22 protein-coding genes are annotated in these 19,241 nt (G+C 71.1%); 10 read left to right on the forward strand and 12 right to left on the reverse strand.

What is annotated here, in order from left to right; translation table 11 throughout:
- Positions 1-9: 9 nt before the first annotated feature.
- Positions 10-465: a (2Fe-2S)-binding protein gene (locus tag OG430_RS36210; protein WP_327356875.1), complete on the forward strand. Its 456-nt coding sequence runs from the start codon at positions 10-12 to the stop codon at positions 463-465.
- 17 nt (positions 466-482) lie between these two features.
- On the opposite strand, the gene OG430_RS36215 is transcribed toward OG430_RS36210, so the two are convergent.
- On the reverse strand, positions 483-974 hold the full coding sequence (locus OG430_RS36215; protein ID WP_327356876.1) for a hypothetical protein: 492 nt from the start codon (positions 972-974) through the stop codon (positions 483-485).
- Between the two features lie 259 nt (positions 975-1,233).
- A complete protein-coding gene (locus OG430_RS36220) occupies positions 1,234-1,677 on the reverse strand; it encodes an RNA-binding S4 domain-containing protein (protein WP_327356877.1) in 444 nt (147 codons plus the stop codon).
- A 167-nt stretch (positions 1,678-1,844) separates the two neighbouring features.
- Here OG430_RS36220 and OG430_RS36225 point away from each other — a divergent pair, with 167 nt between their 5' ends.
- Both OG430_RS36225 and OG430_RS36230 read left to right on the forward strand, forming a co-directional pair.
- Positions 1,845-2,333 (forward strand): hypothetical protein, encoded by a 489-nt coding sequence (locus tag OG430_RS36225; RefSeq protein ID WP_327356878.1) that lies wholly within the window; start codon positions 1,845-1,847, stop codon positions 2,331-2,333.
- A 131-nt stretch (positions 2,334-2,464) separates the two neighbouring features.
- The gene (locus OG430_RS36230; RefSeq protein WP_327356879.1) at positions 2,465-3,499 is read left to right on the forward strand and encodes a phytase; all 1,035 of its coding nucleotides are present in this window, start codon (positions 2,465-2,467) and stop codon (positions 3,497-3,499) included.
- A 45-nt stretch (positions 3,500-3,544) separates the two neighbouring features.
- Here the strand turns inward: OG430_RS36230 and OG430_RS36235 are convergent, their stop codons facing one another.
- A complete protein-coding gene (locus OG430_RS36235) occupies positions 3,545-3,952 on the reverse strand; it encodes a RidA family protein (RefSeq protein WP_327356880.1) in 408 nt (135 codons plus the stop codon).
- Positions 3,953-4,083: 131 nt separating this feature from the next.
- Here OG430_RS36235 and OG430_RS36240 point away from each other — a divergent pair, with 131 nt between their 5' ends.
- Positions 4,084-5,007: an NADP-dependent oxidoreductase gene (locus OG430_RS36240; RefSeq protein WP_327356881.1), complete on the forward strand. Its 924-nt coding sequence runs from the start codon at positions 4,084-4,086 to the stop codon at positions 5,005-5,007.
- Between the two features lie 31 nt (positions 5,008-5,038).
- On the opposite strand, the gene OG430_RS36245 is transcribed toward OG430_RS36240, so the two are convergent.
- Positions 5,039-5,776, reverse strand: coding sequence for an ArsR/SmtB family transcription factor (locus OG430_RS36245; RefSeq protein ID WP_327356882.1), 738 nt, complete (start codon positions 5,774-5,776; stop codon positions 5,039-5,041).
- Positions 5,777-5,908: 132 nt separating this feature from the next.
- On the opposite strand from OG430_RS36245, the gene OG430_RS36250 reads away from it, so the two are divergent.
- Positions 5,909-6,553, forward strand: a complete 645-nt coding sequence (locus OG430_RS36250; protein WP_442816754.1) for a flavin reductase family protein — start codon at positions 5,909-5,911, stop codon at positions 6,551-6,553.
- Here OG430_RS36250 and OG430_RS36255 read toward each other — a convergent pair.
- Positions 6,538-7,158 carry a DUF4291 domain-containing protein gene (locus OG430_RS36255; protein ID WP_327356883.1) on the reverse strand — a complete coding sequence of 207 codons (621 nt, stop codon included), beginning with the start codon at positions 7,156-7,158 and terminating at the stop codon, positions 6,538-6,540. The two genes, OG430_RS36250 and OG430_RS36255, sit on opposite strands and share 16 nt — an antisense overlap.
- 157 nt (positions 7,159-7,315) lie before the next feature.
- Between OG430_RS36255 and OG430_RS36260 the strand changes: the two genes are divergently transcribed.
- On the forward strand, positions 7,316-8,056 hold the full coding sequence (locus OG430_RS36260; protein ID WP_327356884.1) for a Clp protease N-terminal domain-containing protein: 741 nt from the start codon (positions 7,316-7,318) through the stop codon (positions 8,054-8,056).
- Positions 8,057-8,121: 65 nt separating this feature from the next.
- Here the strand turns inward: OG430_RS36260 and OG430_RS36265 are convergent, their stop codons facing one another.
- Positions 8,122-8,985: a methyltransferase domain-containing protein gene (locus OG430_RS36265; RefSeq protein WP_327356885.1), complete on the reverse strand. Its 864-nt coding sequence runs from the start codon at positions 8,983-8,985 to the stop codon at positions 8,122-8,124.
- A 28-nt stretch (positions 8,986-9,013) separates the two neighbouring features.
- Between OG430_RS36265 and OG430_RS36270 the strand changes: the two genes are divergently transcribed.
- Complete coding sequence (locus OG430_RS36270; RefSeq protein ID WP_327356886.1) at positions 9,014-9,490, forward strand: MerR family transcriptional regulator; 477 nt, start codon at positions 9,014-9,016, stop codon at positions 9,488-9,490.
- 26 nt (positions 9,491-9,516) lie between these two features.
- Here OG430_RS36270 and OG430_RS36275 read toward each other — a convergent pair whose 3' ends face one another.
- Positions 9,517-10,935, reverse strand: a complete 1,419-nt coding sequence (locus OG430_RS36275; RefSeq protein WP_327356887.1) for a carotenoid oxygenase family protein — start codon at positions 10,933-10,935, stop codon at positions 9,517-9,519.
- A gap of 169 nt (positions 10,936-11,104) precedes the next feature.
- Positions 11,105-12,028, reverse strand: a complete 924-nt coding sequence (locus OG430_RS36280; RefSeq protein WP_327356888.1) for a S1 family peptidase — start codon at positions 12,026-12,028, stop codon at positions 11,105-11,107.
- Between the two features lie 171 nt (positions 12,029-12,199).
- Between OG430_RS36280 and OG430_RS36285 the strand changes: the two genes are divergently transcribed.
- Positions 12,200-13,672, forward strand: coding sequence for a membrane-associated oxidoreductase (locus tag OG430_RS36285; RefSeq protein ID WP_327356889.1), 1,473 nt, complete (start codon positions 12,200-12,202; stop codon positions 13,670-13,672).
- A 24-nt stretch (positions 13,673-13,696) separates the two neighbouring features.
- Here the strand turns inward: OG430_RS36285 and OG430_RS36290 are convergent, their stop codons facing one another.
- Positions 13,697-14,323 (reverse strand): MmyB family transcriptional regulator, encoded by a 627-nt coding sequence (locus OG430_RS36290; RefSeq protein WP_327356890.1) that lies wholly within the window; start codon positions 14,321-14,323, stop codon positions 13,697-13,699.
- Positions 14,324-14,596: 273 nt separating this feature from the next.
- On the opposite strand from OG430_RS36290, the gene OG430_RS36295 reads away from it, so the two are divergent.
- Positions 14,597-15,283 carry a helix-turn-helix transcriptional regulator gene (locus OG430_RS36295; protein ID WP_327356891.1) on the forward strand — a complete coding sequence of 229 codons (687 nt, stop codon included), beginning with the start codon at positions 14,597-14,599 and terminating at the stop codon, positions 15,281-15,283.
- Between the two features lie 76 nt (positions 15,284-15,359).
- Positions 15,360-15,896: a toxin-antitoxin system, toxin component gene (locus OG430_RS36300; protein ID WP_327359379.1), complete on the forward strand. Its 537-nt coding sequence runs from the start codon at positions 15,360-15,362 to the stop codon at positions 15,894-15,896.
- 221 nt (positions 15,897-16,117) lie between these two features.
- Here the strand turns inward: OG430_RS36300 and OG430_RS36305 are convergent, their stop codons facing one another.
- The 3 genes from OG430_RS36305 to OG430_RS36315 form a co-directional block, all read right to left on the reverse strand.
- Positions 16,118-17,584: an NAD(P)/FAD-dependent oxidoreductase gene (locus OG430_RS36305; RefSeq protein WP_327356892.1), complete on the reverse strand. Its 1,467-nt coding sequence runs from the start codon at positions 17,582-17,584 to the stop codon at positions 16,118-16,120.
- Positions 17,581-18,768 carry an MAB_1171c family putative transporter gene (locus OG430_RS36310; protein WP_327356893.1) on the reverse strand — a complete coding sequence of 396 codons (1,188 nt, stop codon included), beginning with the start codon at positions 18,766-18,768 and terminating at the stop codon, positions 17,581-17,583. Before OG430_RS36310 ends, OG430_RS36305 begins: the two co-directional genes overlap by 4 nt.
- Before the next feature lie 127 nt (positions 18,769-18,895).
- Positions 18,896-19,102 carry a DUF5999 family protein gene (locus tag OG430_RS36315; protein ID WP_327356894.1) on the reverse strand — a complete coding sequence of 69 codons (207 nt, stop codon included), beginning with the start codon at positions 19,100-19,102 and terminating at the stop codon, positions 18,896-18,898.
- Positions 19,103-19,241 lie beyond the last annotated feature (139 nt).

Consider the following 19,241-nt stretch of genomic DNA (forward strand, 5'->3'; position numbering starts at 1 on the left):
GAGTGAGTTGTGCCTGAACACACCTTCACCGTGAACGGCGAGTCCGTGACGGTCGATGCGCCCGCCGATCTGCCCCTGTTGTGGGTGCTGCGTGATCTGCTCGGGATCCGCGGTCCCAAGTACGGCTGCGGCATCGACGTCTGCAAGGCCTGCACCAGCCACCTCGACGGGGAGGCCGTCAATCCCTGTGTGGTTCCCGTGGGAGAGGTGGCCGGGCGCGAGGTCACCACCATCGAGGGACTCGCTGACGGTGACACCCTGCATCCGGTGCAGGAGGCGTGGCTGGAGCAGGACGTGGCGCAGTGCGGGTTCTGTCAGCCGGGGCAGATCATGGCGGCGGTGGCGTTGCTGCGGCGCACGTCGGAGCCCACCGATGCGGACATCGACGCCATTGCCAATGTGTGCCGGTGCGGGACGTACTTCCGCATCCGGGAGGCGATCAAGGCGGCTGCGGCTCGGATGTGAGCCCAAGGGTGCCGGGGCTACCTCGGCAGGGGCGCCGCCAAGGGCTGCGCCCCGAGATCGACCCGTACCGCATTGCGCAGGGCGTGCAGCGCACCGTCGTACGTCGCCAGGTCCGCTGCGTATGCCGGGTCGCCGAGGGTCTTGCCCTCGCCGACCCGGTCCCGCAGGCAGCGCAGTGCCCGGAAGGCCGCATCGGCGGTGCGGACCACCGGCTCCGGTGCGGTCAGGGCCAGATGCTCACGGGCCTGGACCACCGCGGCCTCGCGCAGCGCCGTGCGGGCCGCGAGCTCCAGGGCGGGGCCCGTCAACTCGCCCAGGGAGACCGCGCGTAGGTCCTGGTTGGCCTGGTGCAGCGAGGTCAGATAGGCGACGTACACCGCCCGGCGTTCGGCCTGGCCCTGCGCGGCCCGCTCGTGGCGGCGGCGGATCGCGTCCGCGAGCAGCACCGAGCCCAGGCCCACCACCGCGCCGAGGACCGTCGAAAGCAGCGTGATCACGTTCTCGCCCATCGATCCAAGTCGCCCTCCCCGGTGATCAGTTACCGGGGAGAGCCTAGGGGGTGTCTCCCCGATCTCCGTGAGCCCGCGACGCTTGGCACGCTCCCCCAAGCTCTTCGAGCAGGGGGGACCCCCTCTCGCCGCACCGGGCGAAAGCCCAAGTACGTCCGGTCCATCGACGGAGCCTTCCGCCCGGCACGCCGAGAGCACGCACCAGACGCCGCAGGCTGATCCACGGAGATCGGGGAGACACCCCCTAGACGGATGCCGCTCAGCGCCGCCCGTCCGGTGCGCGCCCCGCCTCCGGAGGAAGGGCCAAACCGCGCAGTTGCTCCATGGTGCGCCGGTCCCGCTTGGTCGGACGGCCCGCGCCGCGATCGCGGATGCCCGCGGGGGCGACGGCCTCGCGGGGCGGCGGCGGAGGGCTGTTGTCGACGTAGCACTCGACGGCGACCGGGGCGCCCACGCGCTTGCGGATGATCTTCTTCACGACGACCACGCGGTCCCGGCCGTCCTGCCGCAGCCGCACCTCGTCGCCCGCCTTCACGGCGTACGCCGGCTTGACCCGGTCCCCGTTGACCCGGACGTGGCCGCCCCGGCAGGCGGTGGCCGCCGCCGAGCGGGTCTTGGTCAGGCGCACGGACCAGATCCAGGCGTCCACGCGTACGCTGCCGCTCTCTGCGGGGTCCGTGGCCTTGGCGGGCTGCGAAGTCATGTCCTCGACCTTAATGGGCCCGGCCCCTCCCGCCGAAGCGGAAATCGGACGCCTACGTCTTCTTCGCCCGCCTCGGCAAGTCCCTTCCCGGCCCCTGCGGGAAGTGTGGCGTGTACCTGTCGATAAGGTTCGTGCTTTGCCCGTACGCGCACACCCTGGGGGGGATCATGAGCGCGCACCTGACCGATACCGCACGTCGGCTTGCGAAGGTGCTGTGGACACAGCACACCGTCTATCGCGACCGTACCGGTGGCGTGGTGATCAGAGCCGATCACATCGAGCGCTGGATCAGCCTTGCCGCCACCGGCACCCGTGGCAATGTCCTGATCCGGGCCGGCCGGCTCCTCGACGGCGGCACCACGGCGCCTGCCCGGGTCGAGGCGGTCATGCCGCTGTCCACCGGCATCGACGGGCTCGCGGCGACCTGCCGCCGACTGCTCGCCGACACCGCCGAGGTCAGCGAGGTGCCGTCCCGCCACCAGCCCAGGACGGATTCCGGCACCCGCTCCGCGAAGCGCCGCCGTACGCCGCGCCGTGAACGCCCGCGCCGCCAGGGCCGCGGCAGGTACCGCGCCACCTGGGTGATCGCCGCGGCGGCCGCCGTGGCCATCTCGCTGTACGCCTACTCCGCGTACCAGGCGGCCGGCGGGCGCTGACCAACTCCCCAGGCGCATGGGGAGTGAGCCGGGTTCCAGGGCTCCGCCGGGGATTCAGCCACCGTTCACCCGGCCGCCCGCGAGGCTCCGTACCTTCCGTCCGGAACCCTCCGACGGCGAAAGGCACTTCCTTGAGAATCCCCGGCAACTCCCCGCGCCTGACCGCCGCTTGTGCGCTCGCGGCCTACTGCCTGCTGGCCCAGGCGGCCGCGCCCGCGCAGGCCGCGGCGGCCTTCTCCGTCACGGCGACCGTGGAGACCGCCCCGGTCTCGCACAGCGGTGACGCCGCCGACGACCCGGCGATCTGGGTGCACCCCACGGACCCGTCGCGCTCTGTCGTGGTGGGCACGGACAAGAAGGGCGCGCTGGAGGTGTACGACCTCACCGGGGCCCGCATCCAGCGCATCAGTGGGGACTACGGGAACAACGTCGACCTGCGCGGCGACATAGTCGTCTCCGCCGACGACGAGGCCGCGGGCGGCAACGGCGCCATGCACATCTACCGCATCGACGCCGCCACCCGGAAGCTCACCCACCTCAAGGACGTCCCCACCGAGGTCACCGCGCACGGACTGTGCATGTACAAGTCGCCGACCAGCGGCAAGCTGTACGCCTACCCCAACTCCACCTCCGGCCGCGTCGAGCAGTGGGAGATCGGGGTCAACGGCTCCACCGTGAGCGCCACTTCGGTCCGCCTCTTCGACGCCGGCAGCGCGGTCGAGGGCTGCTACGCCGACGAGACCAACGGCAAGCTGTACCTCGGTGAGGAAGACGTCGGTGTCTGGGTGTACGGAGCCGAGCCCGGCGCGGGGACCGCCCGCACCAAGCTCGACTCGGCAGGCTCCGGCGGCCACATCACCGCCGACACGGAGGGCATCACGGCCGCGGGCAACCGGCTGTACGTCTCCTCGCAGGGCAGCAACGACTTCACCGCGTACGACCGCGCGAGCGGCAGCTACCTGGGCCGGTTCTCCGTCGCGAACGGCGGCGCGGCCGACGACTGCGAGGACACGGACGGCATCGACGCGACCGCGTCCCCGCTCGGCTCCGCCTTCCCCAGCGGCGTCTTCGTCTGCCAGGACGGCTCCAACTCGACGCCGGGCACGTCCGGCAACCAGAACTTCAAGCTGGTCCCGCTGCAGCGCATCACGGCCAACCTCGGCTGATCGCCGTTGAGTTGACGGATCCGGGCCAGGGGTGACGATCGGCGATCACTCCTGGTCCGGCACCACCGCCGTGGCCGTGATCTCCACCAGCTGGCCGGTGTATCCGAGGCAGGACACCCCGAGCAGCGTCGAGGAGTGCGGCCCGATGCTGAGGCCCGACGCCTCCACCACCCTCCACACCTCGGAGAGCGGGCCGGGCTCGTCCGAGACGACGTACACATCGGTGTACGCCACCTGGGACAGGTCGCTGCCGATCGCCCGCAGCTGCTCCTCCAGGTTGGCGACGACCTGCTCGGCCTGGCGCGCGTAGTCACCCGCGCCCACCAGATTGCCCTCGGCGTCCAGCGGTACCGACCCCGCAAGGAACGCCAGGCGCGTCCCCGCCTCGACGACCGACGCGTGCGCGTATCGGGGCGGTGCGAACAGGCCGGGGACGACATTGCGCTTGATCATGGGTGACCTCCGGAAGTCTGAGCGTGCTGGTTGGCGCCAACCGACGGATCATGGGACGTGGACAAGGCCGACCGCATTCGAATTTCACATCACCCGGGAATGATCCGGGCCGGGACGGAGTTGGGCTGACCATGAAGGCCATTGCACTTGAAAAGTACGGTTCCGCCGACGACCTCCGCCTCGTCGATCTGCCCGACCCCAAGGTCGCGCCGGGCGAGTTCCTGATCCGCGTCAAGGCGGCCGGGGTCAACCCGGTCGACTGGAAGCTGGCCGCCGGATATCTGGACGGCATCATGGAGGTCAAGTTCCCGCTGATCTCCGGCTGGGACGTCGCCGGTGTCGTCGAGGCCGTCGGTCCGGACGCCACGGAGTACCAGGTCGGGGACGAGGTGTTCGGTTACGTACGCAAGGACTGGGCGCAGAACGGCGCGTACGCGGAGCTCGTCTCGGGCCCCGTGCGCACCCTCGCCCGCAAGCCCGCCGCGCTGACCTGGGAGCAGGCCGCGGGTGTGCCGCTGGCCGGTCTCACCGCGTACCAGTCGATCAAGCGGGTCGGCGTCAAGGAGGGCGAGACCGTCCTCGTGCACGCCGCGGCGGGCGGCGTGGGCTCCTTCGCCGTGCAGATCCTCGTCGCCCAGGGCGTCCGCGTCATCGGCACCGCGAGCGAGCGCAACCACGAGTTCCTGCGCGGCCTCGGCGCCGAGCCGGTGACGTACGGCGACGGCCTGGAGGACCGGGTGCGCGCGCTCGCCCCCGAGGGCGTGGACGCGGCGCTCGACTTCGTCGGGGACGGCGCCGCGGTCGACGTCTCGCTGGCCGTGCTCAAGCAGCGCGACCGGGTCGCCTCGATCGCCGACGGCTCCGTGGCGGAGAAGGGCGGCCACTCGGTGTGGGTCCGCCCGGACGCCAACGACCTGAGGTTCCTGGCCGAGCTCGCCGAGGCCGGCAAGCTCACGGTGAACGTGGACCGCACCTTCCCGCTGGCCGAGGCGGCCGACGCGTGGCGCCTCAGCGCGGAGGGCCGCACCCGCGGCAAGATCGTCCTCACGGTCTGAGTCCGGCGGCGTCAAGGCCGGATCGGCGGGTTCAGGCCGGATCGGCGGGCGCGGCGAGCACCGCGTCCGCCAGGCCCAGCTCCTCGCTCAGCACGGCACGGCCCGCATCGGTCAGTACGACGACGCGGGTCGTGCCTTTGCGTGTGGCCCAGCCCGCGTCCAGGGCGCGCTGGAAGAAGGCCGCACCCACCGCGCCCGCCAGATGCGGGCGGCGCTCGGTCCAGTCGAGGCAGGTCCTGATGTGCGCCCGGCAGGACCCGCGCGGACGGTGGTCGTCGATGCCCATGGCCCGCAGCCAGGCCTTGCCGTCCTCACTCAGCGAGGGCCCGTAGTCCCAGGTCAGCAGGGCCCGTTCGGTCATCGCGTCGGTGATCGCGACGGCCACCGTGCCGGCCAGGTGGTCGTAGCAGGACCGGGCGTGGGCCAGCGCGCGACGCCGGTTGGCATCGCTGAGGGAACGTACCGGCGTCGGCTTCATCGGCGCGTGCGAGGCCAGCGACTCGATCATCTCGGCGGTGGCGGGCCCGGAGAGCCGCACATAGCGGTGCCGCCCCTGCCGCTCCTCCTCGAGCAGCCCGCCGGCGACCAGCTGATGCAGATGCCCCGTCGCCGTCGAGGGCGCGACCCCGGCAAGCCGCGCCAGCTCCGTCGCGGTCCAGGCCCGCCCGTCGAGCAGGGCCAGGCACATCGCGGCCCGGGTGCGGTCGGCGAGGAGACCGGCGAGGGCGGCCAGGTCGGGGCCGGGTATCGGGGCAGGGGGCTGGGTCATGGGCCCATTGTGTCGGCCGGACACTTCGGGGACCGCCGAACTGTCGCGGTCCTAGCGTTTCGGCGCATGACGCGCACGACTGCTTCCACCACGACATCCACGGCCGCCGGATCGGCCCGTACGCAGATGCAGATGTCCTCTGCCGCGCACACCCACATCCCGATATCCCCGAGCATCCTCTACTTCGGCACTCCGGTCGCCCTCCTGACCACGACGAACCCCGACGGCACCGCCAACCTGGCCCCTAACTCCTCGGCCTGGGCCCTCGGTCAGACCCTGGTCCTCGGCCTCGGTCGCTCGGGCCACACCGCCGCCAATCTCGCCGACCGCCCCGAGCTGGTCGTCAATCTGCCCTCGCCCGCCCTCTGGGCCGCCGTGGAACGCCTCGCCCCGCTCACCGGCGCGGATCCGGTGCCGGACGCCAAGGCGGACGTATACCGCACCGAGCAGGACAAGTTCGGGGCCGCGGGCCTGACCCCCGCACCCTCGGAGCTGGTCACGCCCCCGCGCGTCGCCGAGTGCCCACTCCAACTGGAGGCCACCGTGCGTCACATGTCGCCCGCCGGTCCCGCGGACGACTTCTGGATCGTGGAGTGCGCGGTCGTACGCGTCCACGCCGCGGCCTCCGTGGTGGTACCCGGCACCCAGCACGTCGACCCGTCGGCCTGGAGCCCGCTGATCTACAACTTCCGCCACTACTTCGGTCTGGGCGGCCCGGAGCTCGGTCACGGCTTCCGCTCACAGACGGCAGGGACGGCGACTCAGGCGCGCAGGTGAGCCAGCAGTTCGTCGGCCACCGGATAAGGGCGCTCGTCGGGCAACAAGGCTGCGGCTTGGTCGAGTTGGCCCTGGCGCACCAGCTCGTGCACGGCACGCGCCCGCTCCGTGACATCGGTGAGGGAGACGACCCACTCGTCGGCGTACCGCCGCGCGGCCTCACCGGACAGCCCGAGCTGCAGCGAGCGGTGGCCGAGCGGGTTGAGGTGGAGATCCCGCTCGGGGTCCCACTGCACCCGGGCGGGCGAACGCCTCAACTCCCGCTTCCAGGAAGCCTGGTCGGGGTGGAGTCCGCGTACGTAGTGCGACAGGCAGGAGTTCCGCAGCGCCCAGTCGAAGCCTTCGCGCGCGATCTCCACGGCAAGGACGGTCTGTTGGCCCTCCTTGGTGGCCCAGCCGCAGCGGTACATCATCCAGAGGTAACTGGGCTTGATCCAGGTCATGCGATCGCGCTTCCAGGCCTCGGGGAAGCGCCCCTCGCGGGCTGCGGGGAGGCCGAGTTCGGGGGCGTAGGCCTGGTAGACGGTGATCGTGTCGGCGGTGTGCAGGGCGCGGATCTGGTGGGTGGGGACGGTTGTTGAGGTCGGGACGGTCGTTGCGGTCATGGGGGACAGGATGCGCGCCGCGGGTGGGCGGCGACCACGGATTTTCCTGGGCCGGCGGATCTGTCGGTGTGTGGCGGGAGTGGTCCCGGAGGATCCCGGCGCGGGGACTGTCAACCCAAGGTTGACACCCCTGGCACTGTCAACCTAAGGTTGACACATGACCGAACCTGCGCGCCTGACGCATCCCGTACGCCTCGACGACCTGATCGAGGCCATCAAGAAGGTGCACACCGACGCCCTCGACCAGCTCACCGATGCCGTCGTCGCCGCCGATCACCTGGGCGACGTGGCCGACCACCTGATCGGTCACTTCGTGGACCAGGCGCGGCGTTCCGGTGCCTCCTGGACGGACATCGGCAAGAGCATGGGGGTCACCCGGCAGGCCGCCCAGAAGCGGTTCGTGCCGAAGAGTTCGGGGGACGTCGCCCCGCTCGACCCCAGTCAGGGCTTCAACCAGTTCACGCCGCGCGCGAAGAACGTCATCGTGGCCGCCACCAACGAGGCCGTCGCCGCGCGCAACGCCGAGGTCACCCCCGTCCACCTGGTGCTCGGCCTGCTCGCCGAGCCGCAGGCGATCGCCGCGCGCGTGATCGTCGAGCAAGGAGTGCTGCTCGACACGGTTCGTCAGGCCGCGACCGAGCAGCTGCCGGCGGCGGTGGACGAGGTGCCCGAGCTCACGCCGTACGACGCGGAGGCGCGCAAGGTCCTGGAGCTCACCTTCCGGCAGGCGCTGCGCCTCGGCCACAACTACATCGGCACCGAGCACATCCTGCTCGCGCTCCTTGAGGAGGAGAACGGCTCGGGCGTGCTGACGGGCGTCGGCGTCGACAAGGCGGTGTCCGAGGGGCACATCGCCCGCGCCATCGCGGCGGCCGTGGCGGCCTCGGCCCAGGGCTGAGCGGGCCAGAGCCGAGCGGCCCAGGGCTGAGCGGGCTTCTGCTCAGGGGCCGAGCGCGTCCCTCGTCAGGCCCGGGTGGCCGAGGCGACGAAGAGGGGGATGGCCATGAACAGGCGGTCGTCCGCGGCCCGTTGCCGCTGGTCGGCCAGCCAGCCGTCGGCCTCGTCGTCGCTGATCGCCCCGGTGTCGCGGGCCATCCGGGCGAAGCCCTGCATCATGGGCAGCACCAGCTCGTCCGTGAACACCCCTGTGTGCACGTCGACCTGGACGTCCGTGAAGCCCGCGTCGAGCAGCCACCCCCGGTAGCGGCGGGCGGCCCTGGGGTGCGTCACCCGGTCGGCGCGGGCGTGCACCATGGTGCGGGTGAGCGCCGGATCGTCGGCGTCCACGACGAAGGTGTCCCAGTCCTGCCCGATCAGCACCACCCGCCCGCCCGGCGCGAGCACTCGGCGGGCCTCGGCGAGTGCGCGGTCGGGGTGGTCGAGATCGTGGTAGAGCTTGTCGGCGCGGTATCCGGTCAACGAGGCGTCGGCAAAGGGGAGTTCGTACGCCCCCGCGGTCTCGAAGCGGGCCTTCGGCCACCGTTGCCGGGCCACCTCGATCATCTGGAGATCGAGGTCGACCCCGGTCACGCGGGTGCCGCGCTCGGTCAGCTCGGCGACGGCGCGACCGGCTCCGCAGCCGACGTCGACGACGTGGGCGTCGGGGGCGTCGGGGGCGACCGAGGCGGGGTCGGGGGTCAGCAACTCGTAGGAGAGCAGCCTCAGTCGGCGGGCGGCCGGGAGCTGGTCGAACGTGTCGAGGAGGGCGATGAGGCCCGAGGCGTCGGCACCTGAGGAGCCTGAGGGGCCTGAGGGGCCTGAGGGGCCCGCGGGTTCAGTGGAGTCTGCGGAGTTGGACGATTCCCGGTCCTGCGATTCCTTGGACATGACCTCAAGACTGAGCCTTAATGCCGACATGAAGTCAAGCTCGCCGGCGCCGCCCGCGTCCCCGATGACGATCGGAACCCTCGCCGACCACTTCGGCCTGGCCACCCACGTACTGCGGCACTGGGAGACCATGGGCCTCCTGGCGCCGTTCCGGGACGCGGCCGGGCGCCGCACCTACCAGCGGGACGACCTGCTGCGCGTCGCCGCGATCCTGCGCGCCAAGGAGGCCGGGTTCGGCCTCGACGACATCCGCGCCCTGCTGACCGCCGAAGGGCCGGGCCGCCGCCACGAGGCCCTTGCCGCGCGCAGGGATGCGCTGCGCCGGACCATCGCGGCGGCCGAGGCCCAGTTGGACCTCGTGGAGTGCGCGCTCGGCTGCGGCCACGACGACCTCGCGACCTGCCCGCACTTCCACCAATTCCTCGCGGAAAGGGCCGGGTTGGGCGACGTACGCCCCGTGCTCCCCTTCCCCATGCTCCCCGTCCCGAAGTGCAAGACTCCCTGAGGATCAAGCCGCAACCGGCTGACCGCTCACTCCTCGTCCGCCATCCAGTTCCCGTGGAACCCGATCGGCACCCGCACCGGCAGCTGCACCCGTGCCACGGGCTCGCCCGACAGGTCCTGCGCGGACAGGATCAGCAGGTCCGACGCGGCGCGCTCCGGGTCGAAGGCGTACGCGAGGACGTAGCCGTCGTCCTCGTCGAGGTCGGGGCGGCCCGGTACGAAGACGCCCTCACTGACGTCCCCGTCGGGGTGGACGCGGTGCACCTCGCTGCTGCCGCGCTCCAGGTCGTACTTGACCAGGCCGATGCCCACCCGGTCGATGGTGGGCCCGGACGTGCCGGCGGCGATGTGCTGCTTGGCGCGGGAGTCGCCGTAGCCGTCGCCGGGCTCCAGGACGCCGTACCCGTAACGGAACTTGCCTGTCATCAGCCGTGGGTCGACGCGCGGGAACTCCATCGGCCGGTCGTCGACGACCTCTTGGCGCACCGAGCCCGCCCGCAGGTCGACGGTCCAGCGCTCCAGGCGCGGCCGGGAGTCGTCGGGACCGTGCCGGCCGGTGTCGAACAGCCGGTCGTAGGCGACGAGATGGATCACGATGCGGCGCCCGTCGGGGCCGCCGTCCTCCTCGTACGCGTTCATCGGATGGAAGACGAAGCACGGATCGATGTCGAGCCAGCGCACGTCCTCGGCCCGCCCTTCCCGCGGCAGCAGCCCGAGCCGGGCCTGCTTGGCCGGGTTCCAGCCGAACGGGAAGCTCGCGCCGGCCTCCGCCGCGTCCATGCTGAAGCCCACCGGCAGGTCGTACAGCAGGACGTAGTTCTCGGTGAGCGAGAAGTCGTGCATCATCGGCGAGCCCTCGACCGGGATGTCGACGCGCCGCTTGATCCGGCCGTCGGTGCCCGCGACGAGATATTCGACGTAGGGGTACGCCGGGCAGTACGCGACCGCGTGCAGCTCGCCGCTCGCCGGATCGACGATCGTGTGCGCGGCGAAGCCGCCGGGCAGGGTGCCCTGGAAGTCGTACGGGCCAAGGGTGTTGAGCTCTTCGTCCAGCTCGTACGGCAGCGGACCGCTCTCCACCGTGGCGAGGTAGCGGCCGCCGAAGCGCAGGATGTGGGTGTTGGCCGCGGCGTCCATGTCCTGGTGGCGGGGCCCGAGCAGCTGCTTCTCGCCCAGCTCGGCGGCGACGGCGTCGCTGCGCACCCAGCGGTTGCGGTACCACTCGGCGGCCCCGTCGCGCAGCCGCACTCCGTGCACCATGCCGGCGCCCATGAACCAGTGGTGGGCGGCCGGGTCCTCGACGCTCAGGGGATTGGGGCCGTTGCGCAGGAAGCGGCCGTTCAGGCTCGCCGGAATGCGGCCGATCACCGGCAGGCTGTGGGCGGTGATCTCGTCGCGTACGGGGGCGAAGAGGCCGGTGAGATAGGGATTGCCGTTGCCCGTCATGACGTAGCTCCTCGGCAGGGGTGGCCGTGCTCTCGCCTCCCACCCTCTCCCGCACGGCCGCGGAGCGTCGAGGGGCCGGACGCTAATGGCCCTCGACGCTCCGCTTCGCACCGTTCTCAGCGGTTACCGCAAGGCGTACTCAGTGGCCGCTGCCCTGCGGGCTCGGCGACTACTGGCCCGCGGGCTTGGGGAGTTCGCACCCCGGCGCCGACAGGTCGATCTTGTTGCCCACGCCCACGCACGGCACGATCCCGTACGTCTGCTGCGCGTAGTTGATGCCCTGGCGAACGGTGACCTTGCCGTTCTCGTCGACCTCACAGGGGTTGTTGAGGGTGCACTCCTGGCCGTCCTCGTTGCCCGTGTTGTTGACGGCGACGACCTTGCCGGTCGCGTCGTCCACGACCGGGGAGCCCGAGGTCCCGCCTATCGTCTTGCAGGCGTCGGTGTAGCGGACCGAGTCCTTGAAGGTCCAGTCGCCCTCCTTCAGGCGGTAGACGAAGCCGTCGACGCTGCAGCTGTACGTCTTCTTCCAGTACCCGGAGACCACCGTGATCGCGGTGCCCTGGGTGGGGTGTGCGGCGTTCAGTTCGAGCGCCTTGATGCCGTACGAGCTCTCGATCTGGGCGTAGGTGGAGGTGAGTTCGTACAGCGAGACGTCCGTGTCGGTCATCGTGGCGTACGCGATCTTGCTTGCCTTGAGCGTGGCGACCTCGTTGGCCGATGCGTCGAGCAGATCGAAGGAGCGGCTCGAGGGCTGGTCGACGATGACGTCGCCGGCGCCCGGCATGCCGCTCTCCAGGCAGTGCCCGTTGGACAGCACCAGGGCGGGGTCGTTCGGCTCGGAGTCCGGCATGCGGACGACCGAACCGGAACAGTTGCTGAGCGCGACGGTGCCGGCGAAGTTGACGGCCTTGGGCCTCTTCTTCTGCGCCTGCTTGGCCGTGGCGGTCTTTGCAGCCTGGGCCGTCTGGGCCGCCTGGGCCTTTCCGGCGGTGGTGGTCGGCTCCGCGTCAAGGCCGCCTGCCAGCGCGGGCGTTGCGCCCACCCCGGTCAGGAGCAGTGCGGTGAGCGCGCCGACGAGAGGTTTCTTCATGTGGGGGGTCCTCTCTGCAACCGGGGACCTTGGCGCCCCGGCTTTGTCATGCGCATTCTGATGTGTACGGGCTCCGCGGACAACAGTGCGCGCTCAGCGGACACCTTTGGCAACTCCCGCACCGGTACGTCTTGTTGACACCTCGGCGGTACAGGCGCCACAGTCGCGCCGGTGGAGATCAGCGAACTGACCGAGGCCGAGCGCCGGGTGTGGGAGGCGTTCCCGCGGGGCGACGCCATCGACTTCCGCACGTCCGGGAACGAGTCCGCGACCGAGGGCGCGGACTGGGGTCCCGAGCGGACGGTGCGCGCCGAGGTGCTGCGGGCACTGCTCCTCGACGGCACGAGCGCCGACGGCCAGGTCGCCTCGCTGCGGGTGCGCGGCGCCCGCGTGGTCGGACAGCTCAACCTCCTGCACGGGACCGTCACTTGTGCGCTGAGTCTGCTCGGCTGCCACCTCGACAGCGCGCCCCTGCTGTTCGGGGCGCAGCTGCGCAGGCTGTATCTCAGCAAGTGCGTCATGCCGGGGCTGCACGCGGGCACGCTCCGGGTCGACGGTGATCTGTCCCTGATGGACTGCCGGATATCCGGTGTGGTGCGGATGCACGAGGCGAAGATCTCCGGCTCGCTCTACCTCAACCGGGCGCAGCTGGGGCAGGAGGGCGCCGAACCGGACGAGCCCGTGCTGCAGTTGAACCGGACGGTGATCGGCGATGCCCTGCACGCCACCGAGCTGGTGACGTACGGCAGATTCCGGATCGACGGCGCGACGGTCGGCGGTTCGGTCGTGCTCACCGGTGCCCGGCTCAGCAACCCCGGCGAGGACTCCTTGCAGGCGGAGGGGATCACGGTCGGCTCCGATCTGCTGGCCGACGGGATGGCCGTCCGTGGCCGGATCAACCTCAGGGGAGGCGAGATACCCGGGCGCATGGTCCTGTCGTACGGCCGTCTCTCCAACCCGGGCGGCACGGCCCTGCGAGCCAGCAGCTGCACGATCGGCGAGCTCTGGCTGCGCGCGCCGCTGCGCGTCGAGGGTTCCCTGAACCTGCGCCGGTCCCGCCTCGACCTGCTGCACATCGCCCCGGAGAGCTGGCCCGCGCAGGTCCAGCTCGACGGTCTCACCTACACCGCGCTCGGCCCGCACGAGCCCGCCGAACGCCGCCTCCCGCTCCTGGAGCGCGAGACGGACGGCTACGTCCCGCACGCCTACGAACAACTCGCCGCCGCGTACCGCCGCATCGGCGACGACGCGGCCGTACGCACCGTCCAACTCGCCAAGCAGCGCCGCCACCGGGCCACCCTGGCCTGGTACGGGAAGGCCTGGGGCCATCTGCAGGACATCACCGTCGGCTACGGATTCCGCCCGACCAGGGCGGCGGCCTGGCTGCTCTCGCTGCTGCTGATCGGCGCGGTCACGTATGCGATACGCGAACCGCTCCCGCTGAAGGCCGACGAGGCGCCCCACTTCAACCCGGTCTTCTACACGCTCGACCTGCTGCTCCCGATCGTGGACTTCGGTCAGGAGCGGCACTTCAGCCCGGACAACAGTGGGCTGCAGTGGTTGGCGTACGCACTCGTCATCATGGGCTGGATCCTCGCCACGACCATCGTGGCGGGCGTCACGCGCAGCGTCAGCCGGCAGTAGCGCCGCCGTCTCCCGGTGCGGGGCTCAGACGATCCGCAGGTGCGGCGTGCCCCGCCTGGGCGCGGGCGCCCCGGTGTCGCGTACCACCAACGTCAGCCGCGTGAGCCCGAGTTCCGCCAGGGCGGACGGGGTCTCGGTGATGATCCGGCAGGTGGTGCGGCCGTGCTCGTGATCGGGGTGGTGCAGGGGACGCACCGCGCCGTCGTGGTCCAGGGCGTGTGCGCCCACGGCCTCGATCCAGTGCGGAAGTCCTTGCTGGTACGCGGCGTTCATGAGGGGATCCGCCGCGATGTCCCGGCGAATGGCCTGAAGGCAGCGGTCCTGGCCGTGGGTGTCGACCGCCGAGGAGAACTGGGCGAGCAGCGGCAGACACCAGCTCGTCTCGTGCTCCGCGAGCACCGAGGCAGCGTCCGGGTGGAAGAGCACGAAGCGCAGGAAGTTGTGGCGCGGCATGGCCGTCGGGTGCGGCCTGACCCCCTGGAACAGGCTGTCGTACGCCGAGTTGGCGATCAGGACGTCCCAGCGGTGGTCGATGACCAGGGAGGGGAAGGGCAGGGCGTACAGCATGGTGGCGTAGTCGCGCAGATACGCCTGGGCCGCCGGGTCGGCCGCGGGGCCGCAGGGGCCGCCTGTTGCCGCGTCGCTCACCATGGACACTCGTCCCTGAGGTTCGTCCTGGAGGGCGTTGTGACCTTCGAGACCATCGGGATGCTGCCCCTCCCATGGAGCGTGGCCGGCCGGCTGCTGCAAGGCGATCCTGCTGCCCGCGCAGAGATCATGTCAACAATCGTGGCATTTGCTGAACGTGGCCGATCAGTTCACGCCACAACTGTGGCAACTCCTGGCTGGGGAATGGCTGAAGGGGCTAGTGTCCGGAACCTCAGAGTCAGCCACGTCAGTCAGCTTCTCAACGAGGAGAGCCCGGTGCCAGAAGGCTTCTCGGTCGCGGGCCTGGCGGGTGCCGGACCGCTTGCGGCAACCGTCGCCCGTGTCGCCGAACTCGCCGGCCAGCTCGGCCTGAGCCGTGAAGAGGTGTTCGGCCTGCAGCAGCTGTCCGCGCAGTCGGGCGTCCTGCCCCACGTGGTCAAGGCGCTGCTCGAAGGCCGGCCGGCCGGCGAGCCCGATCTGCAGGCCCGCTTCCTGCAGCGCTTCGACCTGCTGCGCCGCACCCGGCTGAAGCCGAACGGCCGCCGCTACACCCAGCAGGAGATCGCGGACGGCGCCGGCATGTCCCGCCAGCAGGCGGGCGCCCTCATCCACGGCGACCGGCGCCCCACCATGGAGCACTGCGCCGCCATCCAGCGCTTCTTCCAGGTGCACGCCGGCTTCCTCACGGCCGAGGACTCCGACGCGCTCGCCGGCGCCCTGCAGCGCACCGAGCAGGAACTGCTCCTGCGTCTCGCCGCCCAGGAGCGCGAGCCCGCCGTCGCCCTGCAGGGCCGAAGCGGAGCCGAGGACACGGCGGACGACCCGCTGCAGCGCCTACTCCAGGACCACGGCGTACGCGGGATCGCCTGGCGCGCCGCCCAGCTGCCCACGGACGAGCACCGGGACAAGGTGGCGGAATGGCTCGACATGTTGCTTGAGAGCGTCAGGCGGCCGGAGTCCTGATGCGGTGCTCATGCGGGTGTACGAACGGCGTCGGGAAGGCGCGGATGCGGGGCGAACGGTGGCCATAGACAAGGGGATGCGCCGGCTGTGCAGCGAGTTGGTCGGCGGGATCGACCTGCCCGCGCCTGCGGAGCCGACCGATCTGTACCGCGCGCTCTGCGACGGTATGAGCGTCCGCCGTGGCCGCCCGGTCAGATTCCGCACCGCGGTCTTCCCGCCGGGCACGGCCAGCGGTCTCTGGCTGGACATGGCCGAACAGGACCTCGTCGTGATCGAGGAGCGTACCGCCCCTGATCATCAACTGGTCATCCTCGGCCACGAGTTGTGGCACATGGAGGCCGGAAGCTGCAGCCACCTCGCGGAGGGCGCAGGAGTGGCCGGGCGGCTGCTCTCGGAGGACGCCGACCTGCAGGCCGCCGTCGGCAAGGTCGCCGCGCGCACGCGCTTCGCGCTGGCCGAGGAGAACGCCGCGGAGAGTTTCGGGCTGTTGCTCGCCAGCAAGTGCCGGGCGTGGCTCGTGGGCACGGGGACCTCCGATGTGGCGGGCGCGGGACGCGATGTGCTCGCCGGGCGTATCGAGGCTTCACTCGGCTCACGCCGTCCGCGACGCTAGGGCGTGTCCGGCGGATCTTCGCGGAAGAGCCCGCGGCGTCTGGTGCGTGCTCTCGGCGTGCGCCCGGATCGCCCTCGTACTGGACGTACTTGGGTGATTCGGGAGTGCGGCGAGCGGGGGCACCCCCGGCCGGAGGCTGGGGGCGCGTGCCAGGCGTCGTGGGCCCGCGAAGACCCGCCGGACAGGCCCTAGGGAGTTCCGGCGCGGCGACCGTCAGGTCGTCAGGGCACCTCGACCGGCGGTGACGCCACCAGGCTTCGCTCCGCCACGGTCAGCGGCGGCTGGGCCAGCGCGCTGCGGCGCGGGCCGCGCAGGGCGGTGAGCACGACCGTCGGGCGGAAGAGCGTGGTCGCGGGCGCCGACAGCGTCATCACGTCGAGCAGGGCCCGGGTGGCGTACGGGCGGGCGGTCGCGGTCAGGGTCAGGCGGTCGATGTACTTCTGGGCGACGCGGTCCAGGGCCTTCGGCTGGGTCCCGGTGGCGCCGGGGTAGAGGATGTCCTGGCCGGTGGCCATCTGCCAGGCCATGTCGGTGGGTGTCGCCACCTCGCGCTGGACCCGGCGGGCAAGGCCCGGGCTGTGCAGTCCGTGCCGGCGCAGCTCGGTGCGCAGGGCCAGGGCGCTGAGCGCGGCCACCGACATCCCGTGTCCGTAGACGGGGTTGTACGTGGCGACGGCATCACCGAGCGCGATGAACCCGTCCGGCAGGGCGTTTCGCTCGTAGAAGCGGCGCCGGTTGAGGGTGCTGCGCGTCACCAGGATCTCGTCGCTGAGCGGAGTGGTGTGCGTGATCAGCTCACCCACGATGGGGTGGCGGACGCTGCGGGCGAACGCCTCGAAGGCCGCGGGGTCCTTGGTGGGCTCCCCACCGCGGGTGCCCGACAGCGTCACCAGCCAGCGGCCGCCCTCGATGGGGGCGATGATGGTGCCCCGGCCCGGGCGCCCGGTATTGGCCCGGGGCTGCACATTCACCAGCGGATAGTTCTCGGTGCCGGCCGGCGCCGCGTAGATGCGTGTCGCATAGGCCACCCCGGAGTCCACTTCGGCCTCCTGGATGCCCGTGACGCCCAGGTCGGCCAGCCAGGAGACGGCCCGGGTGCCCCGGCCGCCGGCGTCCACGACAAGGTCGGCCGCCAAGTCCTCGACCCGGCCGGTGCTCTCCGCTCCCTCGGTGCTCCCCGCGTGCGGGCTCCGGTCGTGCAGCCGTACGCCGGTGACCCGCGCTGCGCTGCCGAGCAGCGCCGTCACGGTGACCTGCTCGCGCACCCGCACCGCGGGGTGGGCGAGGACGCGCTTGCGGATGCACCAGTCGAGCAGGTCGCGGCTGCACGAGATGAGGAACTGGAGTTCGGTCGGCCAGCGTCTGAACCAGCCCTGTGGCGTCATGGAGACGAGCCCGCCGGGCAGGGGGATTCTTCGTGCGCCGGCCGCGATCCACTCATCGATGATGCCGGGAAGGATGTTGTCGATGGCGCGCGCGCCGCCCGACCACAGCACGTGCGCATGGGGGGCCTGGGGAAGGCCGCGCCGTGGCGCGGGCGTCGTGGGCAGCACGTCGCGTTCGGCGATCACCACCTCGTCGCAGCGTTCGGCGAGTACGGCCGCCGTCAGCATGCCCGTCAGCCCTCCGCCGATGACGACGACGCGACGGGGTCGACGAGCGGACGCGGAGCGGCTGGGCGTGGTCATCGGTGGGCCCCTTCTGTGGCATTTTCCTGATGGCGGAAGTGCTCGACTATGCGGGAGCGCTGCATGGCCCGGGAGATCGCCACCAGTTCGTGCGGGTTCGGGGTGAGGAGGCTCGACGGAGTCCGTCCGGGGTCGGACCCGGCCGGTCCGTCGGGAGCGCGCAACTCCGCCTGAACCGCCGCGGCAAGCATGGCCGCACCACCGATGATGTCGGCATCCTGGACCCGGTGCCCGTCCTTCCTCGCCCGGGCCACGGCTGCGGCGTGCACCTCGGCGTCGAGGTAGGGGCCCAGACGCAACAGGCCGTCGCGGACCAGGGTTTCGCGCGCCGTCTTGCGCAGCGTCAGGGAGGACCACGGTGGCAGGCGGACTTCGTGCACCTGCCCGTGCACCGCGTGCAGTTCGCGCATGAGCGGACCGAGGCTGCGGTAGGTGCGCCAGTCGTGCCAGGCCCCGGCGGCGCGAGGGCCGGCGAGCGGCAGTACGAAGCCCATGGTGGCCAGAACGCCGCCCACGGCGGCGAGTGGCGGCGACACATTGGTGCTCAACGCATCCCAGTCCGCCCCCGCCCAGCGTGCGCCGACCGCGGCGAGCTTGCAGATGGCGTAGCCCGACGTGATGCCGTAGGCCACCGTCAGCCAGACAAGGCCGCCCTTCAGCCAACTGCTCACCTGCAGCGACCAGCGCCAGCACAGCACCGCCATGAGCACACAGGAACTGCCCATGAACGACACGTACAGCACGATCATTTCCCGGATGAACGGCGCATTGGCGTAGTACGTGTCGAAGTCCTTGAGCCGTTCCACGGGCGTGGAACCAAGGGAGAACAGGATGAGGATGAGGACGGAGACGATCACGCAGGCGACCGTGGCGCTCATGACCGCCCGGCGCCTCATCCTGGGTGCGCCGCCGTGCCAGGAGATGAGGAGGATGAAGCAGGACGTGGCCAGCGTCGTGGTGATGACGTAGTCCATGGGGGCGGACAGATTCACCACGCCCGTCAGGGCGTTCACCCGGCGAATGGTCGGCGGCGCGGCGAACGTGAACACCATGCTTCCGAGGAACATCAGGAGGCACAGCACCCATACCAAGGGGTCACGCCAGCGCCGGATCAGTCCGGGTACCTTCGCGAGAAGGCCCAGGCCGAGGATGACGGCCGGTATGTAGTAGTCCGTATCCCTCACCGGGGGTCACCTGACGGAGAGAGCATCATCAACGTCGGTTCCCCCTGGGTTCACTGCAAGCCGCTGGGCACGCGGCCTCATGGTTCCCGGGGATAATCTCGTACCCTGTGCGGTTCTGCCAAGCGTCTCAGGCGGCGACTACCAGCCGAAGACCGACACTGGGCCGGTGTGGTGGCACGACTTCCCCGCCGGGCAACAGCTCCCCGGTGTCGTCGAAGACGATCGTGCCGTTGCACAACAGGCTCCATCCCTGCTCGGGGTGGGCGGACACGATGCGTGCGGCGTCACGGTCGGGGCGGTCGGCGGTGGGGCACGGGGGCCAGTGCTTGCACATGTCGAGACTCCGATTCCAGAAATATCCAGTACTCCGGTGGGTTTGCTGCGGCTTGCCTTGCGGCTGCGGTGGCGGCTTGCTGTTGTGGTGCGCTTGCCGGGCTCTGCTTCTTCTGGTCCTTCTAGGAGCATCCTGCCCG

Origin of the sequence: Streptomyces sp. NBC_01304, from assembly GCF_035975855.1 — a bacterium.
In the GTDB taxonomy this organism is placed as follows: domain Bacteria; phylum Actinomycetota; class Actinomycetes; order Streptomycetales; family Streptomycetaceae; genus Streptomyces.

Coding starts and splice junctions, on each gene's coding strand:
- OG430_RS36245 (WP_327356882.1), bottom strand. CDS start 5,776: ATGACCCAGCCCCCTGCCCCGATACCCGGCCCCGACCTGGCCGCCCTC.
- OG430_RS36265 (WP_327356885.1), bottom strand. CDS start 8,985: ATGTCCAAGGAATCGCAGGACCGGGAATCGTCCAACTCCGCAGACTCC.
- OG430_RS36220 (WP_327356877.1), bottom strand. CDS start 1,677: ATGACTTCGCAGCCCGCCAAGGCCACGGACCCCGCAGAGAGCGGCAGC.
- OG430_RS36275 (WP_327356887.1), bottom strand. CDS start 10,935: ATGACGGGCAACGGCAATCCCTATCTCACCGGCCTCTTCGCCCCCGTA.
- OG430_RS36315 (WP_327356894.1), bottom strand. CDS start 19,102: ATGTGCAAGCACTGGCCCCCGTGCCCCACCGCCGACCGCCCCGACCGT.
- OG430_RS36255 (WP_327356883.1), bottom strand. CDS start 7,158: ATGACCGCAACGACCGTCCCGACCTCAACAACCGTCCCCACCCACCAG.
- OG430_RS36240 (WP_327356881.1), top strand. CDS start 4,084: ATGAAGGCCATTGCACTTGAAAAGTACGGTTCCGCCGACGACCTCCGC.
- OG430_RS36235 (WP_327356880.1), bottom strand. CDS start 3,952: ATGATCAAGCGCAATGTCGTCCCCGGCCTGTTCGCACCGCCCCGATAC.
- OG430_RS36290 (WP_327356890.1), bottom strand. CDS start 14,323: ATGGTGAGCGACGCGGCAACAGGCGGCCCCTGCGGCCCCGCGGCCGAC.
- OG430_RS36225 (WP_327356878.1), top strand. CDS start 1,845: ATGAGCGCGCACCTGACCGATACCGCACGTCGGCTTGCGAAGGTGCTG.
- OG430_RS36260 (WP_327356884.1), top strand. CDS start 7,316: ATGACCGAACCTGCGCGCCTGACGCATCCCGTACGCCTCGACGACCTG.
- OG430_RS36300 (WP_327359379.1), top strand. CDS start 15,360: ATGCGCCGGCTGTGCAGCGAGTTGGTCGGCGGGATCGACCTGCCCGCG.
- OG430_RS36280 (WP_327356888.1), bottom strand. CDS start 12,028: ATGAAGAAACCTCTCGTCGGCGCGCTCACCGCACTGCTCCTGACCGGG.
- OG430_RS36215 (WP_327356876.1), bottom strand. CDS start 974: ATGGGCGAGAACGTGATCACGCTGCTTTCGACGGTCCTCGGCGCGGTG.
- OG430_RS36270 (WP_327356886.1), top strand. CDS start 9,014: ATGAAGTCAAGCTCGCCGGCGCCGCCCGCGTCCCCGATGACGATCGGA.
- OG430_RS36250 (WP_442816754.1), top strand. CDS start 5,909: ATGTCCTCTGCCGCGCACACCCACATCCCGATATCCCCGAGCATCCTC.
- OG430_RS36305 (WP_327356892.1), bottom strand. CDS start 17,584: ATGACCACGCCCAGCCGCTCCGCGTCCGCTCGTCGACCCCGTCGCGTC.